Origin of the sequence: Natronococcus sp. (genome assembly GCF_047921035.1) — an archaeon.
Taxonomy (GTDB): domain Archaea; phylum Halobacteriota; class Halobacteria; order Halobacteriales; family Natrialbaceae; genus Natronococcus.
This window is the reverse complement of record NZ_JBLRWX010000178.1, coordinates 1-3,395: the sequence shown is the minus strand read 5'-3', so window position 1 is coordinate 3,395 and position 3,395 is coordinate 1. Positions and strand designations below refer to the sequence as shown.

The 3,395-nt window shown below is 65.0% G+C and carries 3 protein-coding genes and 1 pseudogene; 3 read left to right on the top strand and 1 reads right to left on the bottom strand.

Annotated features, from left to right (window positions below):
• Positions 1-236 (bottom strand): YebC/PmpR family DNA-binding transcriptional regulator (locus tag ACNA7R_RS19685; RefSeq protein WP_416285243.1); only part of this gene is annotated, 236 nt, incomplete at its 3' end.
• Here ACNA7R_RS19685 and ACNA7R_RS19680 point away from each other — a divergent pair.
• The 3 genes and pseudogenes from ACNA7R_RS19680 to ACNA7R_RS19670 all read left to right on the top strand — a co-directional run.
• A pseudogene (locus ACNA7R_RS19680) lies at positions 151-1,227 on the top strand (heme o synthase); the annotation flags it as partial. The gene ACNA7R_RS19685 and the pseudogene ACNA7R_RS19680 overlap by 86 nt on opposite strands.
• Before the next feature lie 223 nt (positions 1,228-1,450).
• Positions 1,451-2,557 carry a copper-containing nitrite reductase gene (gene nirK / locus ACNA7R_RS19675; protein ID WP_416285242.1) on the top strand — a complete coding sequence of 369 codons (1,107 nt, stop codon included), beginning with the start codon at positions 1,451-1,453 and terminating at the stop codon, positions 2,555-2,557.
• 260 nt (positions 2,558-2,817) lie between these two features.
• Positions 2,818-3,234, top strand: coding sequence for a halocyanin (locus ACNA7R_RS19670; RefSeq protein WP_416285241.1), 417 nt, complete (start codon positions 2,818-2,820; stop codon positions 3,232-3,234).
• The last annotated feature ends 161 nt before the right edge of the window (positions 3,235-3,395 follow it).

The window sequence follows — 3,395 nt, the reverse complement described above, 5'->3', positions numbered from 1 at the left end:
GTCGCGCCGAGATTCCCGCCATACTTGCCGAACAGGCTGCGGATCTCGGGAGCCGTACGGTTGCGATTGTCGGTCATGATTTCACAAAGAATCGCAACCCCGCCGGCACCGTAGCCTTCGTAGACGATCTCCTCGACGTCACCTCCGGCGATTTCGCCGGTCCCTTTTTTGATTGCCCGCGTGATATTGTCTTTGGGCATGCTGACCGCTTTGGCGTCATCGATCGCTTTCCGCAATCGGATGTTCGCGTCGGGATCGCCTCCGACCGACGATCCGATCGACGAGCGTCCCGCCGATCGAACCGACTCGTCGGCGAGTACTGCTCCCGCGACCGTCGAGAGTCGACTGATCGAGCTCCGACGAACGGCGGGTGCCTACCTCACGCTCACCAAGCCGAAGCTGATGTGGCTGCTCTGTCTCGTCGCGCTCGCCGGGATGGGGCTCGCGACCGTCACCGGAGCGAGCCTCGAGCCGGGGGTCGCAGTCGCGACGCTGCTCGGGGGCGTCCTCGCCATCGGTGCCGCCGGAACGTTCAACCACGTCTACGAGCGCGACCGCGATCGGAGGATGCAGCGAACGGCCGACAGACCGCTCGTGCACGACCGCGTCCCCGTGGCGAATGCGGTCTGCTTCGGTGTCGTCCTCGCCGTCGCGTCGACGGCGGTCATGCTCGCGTGGGTGAACCTCCTCGCGACGCTGCTCACCCTGGCGGCGATCGCCTACTACGTCGTCCTCTATACGATCCTGTTGAAACCGAATACGTCGTGGAACACCGTCCTCGGTGGCGGAGCTGGCGCGATCCCGGCGCTGATCGGGTGGGCCGCGGTCACCAACGAGATCGGTCTCCCGGCGCTCGTCCTCGCTGCGATGATCTTCCTGTGGACCCCGGCCCACTTCTACAGCTTCGCCATCGCCCACCGCGAGGACTACGCGCGGGGCGGGTTCCCGATGCTCCCGGTCGTCGCGGGCGATCTCCTCGCCAGGCGACACACGATGCTGTTTCTGGGTGCGACGCTGCTGTCGGCAAGCCTGCTCGGGTGGATCGCGGGCCTTGGCTGGCTCTATGCGCTGACTTCGGTCGCGCTCGGGGCGATTTTTTTGCGTTCAGTTGTACAGCAGTACCGAGATCCGGGGAGAGAGGTCGCGCTCCAGTCGTTTTACGCCTCGAACTACTACCTCGGGGCGATCCTGATCGCAGTCGTTCTCGAGACGCTGATCGTCGCGTAGGTTGCTCCGTTCGAACCGTACCCGGGAACTTTTCGATCGAGTTATGTCTGATCCTTCACCAGTTCAGTTCACGTTCTGAGTCAAACGCCCCTCTCAGACCGTCTCCGTCCCGAATACGGACAGTATATAAACTATCAACCGAACACCTACGTGCGATTACCCATCTCCAGGAATAATGGCGGTTTTTGAACATATGTTGCGCTGTATTCGGTTGTATAGGACGATGACTTCAATCAATCACGAAAACCGACGACGGTTCCTGCAGACGGTAGGTGCTACCGGTGCGGTCGCCCTCGCCGGCTGCTTCGCTGCCGAGGACGACGCCTCCGAAGACGGCAACGGTAACGGTGACGACGAGAAGGACGAAGACGACGGACTGCCGCCGGCGGAGGAGCCCGACGTCGACACGATCGCTGCCGACCCGACCGACGTCCCCGACCCGGTCGACTGGGACGAACCGCGCACGCACGAACTCGAGATCCGCTCCGAAGAGCACGTCGCCGAGATCGAGCCCGGCGTGACGACCACGTTCATGACGTTCGAAGGCCAGATTCCGGGCCCGATGTACCGCGTCAGGGTGGGCGACACCGTCCGCCTCACGTTCGACGTCCCGGAGGAGTACAACAACGATGTTCACAACATCGACTTCCACGCCGTCTACGGTCCGGGAGGCGGCGCCGTCGATACGACGATCGCACCCGGCGAAGGCGAGGAGACGATCGAGTTCCAGACGACCTACCCCGGCGCACACATCTACCACTGCGCACCGGGGAACCACGACCAGCACATCAGCCTCGGGATGTTCGGGACGATCCTGGTCGAGCCCGAAGGCGGACTTCCCGAGGTCGACAGGGAGTTTTACGTCGGCCAGCACGAACTCTACCTCGAGGGCGACCACGGGGAGGAAGGCCACCACGCCTTCGACTTCGACGAGGCCGCCTCGGAGGACCCCACCTACGTCCTCTTCAACGGCGAAGTGGGGCGTTTCACCGAGGATGGCGAGGAGGGACCGCTCCACGCGGAAGTGGGCGAGACGGTCCGAGTGTTCTGGTGTAATGGAGGTCCGAACCTCGTTAGTGGCCCGCACCCGATCGGCAACGTCTGGACCGAGTGGTATCGCGACGGTGACGTCCTCTCGGAGCCGGCCCAGTACGTCGAGGGAACGGCCCTCGCGGCCGGCGTTACCGGGTTCGGCACGATGGACATGGAAGTTCCCGGCCCGATCTTCCTGGTCGACCACGCGCTCAGCCGGGTCAACCGGAAGGGGCTCATGGCGACGATCGACGTGGAAGGCGAGGAAAACACCGACGTCTTTGACCCCGATCCCTGATCCGCTCCGGTTCGGGAGATCGCCAGCGGGAATCGATCGATCACCGCGCTGTCCCACCCCACATCCATGACCTACCTGCCATGACCCACCTAACACGACGGAACGCACTCGTAGTCGGTGCAACCGGTGCCGCGGCGGCGCTCGCCGGCTGCCTCTCGGAGGTACCCGTAGACGGAGCGACAGAAGACACGAGCGAGTCCGCAGACGGTGACGGTAGCCTCGGTGACCCGGCTGACGAAGTCGACGTGACGATCGTCTCGATGCCGAACCCTGCGTTCGAGCCGAACGTCGTTCACGTCGAACCCGGCGCGACCGTCCGGTGGGCCCTCGAGGGGAACCGCCACACGGTCACCGCGTATCACCCCGACACTCACGGTCCACAGCGGATCCCCGACGGCGCAGAGCCCTGGGAGAGCGGGACGCTCAGCAGCACCGCCGACTTCGAGTGGACGTTCGAGGAGGAGGGACTCTACGATTACGTGGATACACGGACGCTCTGTGCGACCCACGAGGCCCTCGGCGCGGTCGGCCGCGTCGTCGTCGGCTGGCCGGAGCTCGAGGGTCAACCCGCCGTCGAACCGGCGAGCCGGGAGCTCCCGGACGCCGCGGCCGAGTCGATCGACCGCAAGAGCGACCGGGTGCGGGAGATCCTCGAGGAGGAACACGGACGGGCGTGAGGTCGCCGGACGAACCGGTCGCCCCCTCTCGGTTCGACCCGCTCACTCGCGCGGCTCGTCCGGGTCGAAGCCGTACCAGGTCGCGACCCGCGAGATCGCGTGCTCGTGGACGTACCAGAGGACGGCGACGGCGACGACGATGATCACGGCGTCCTCGATCC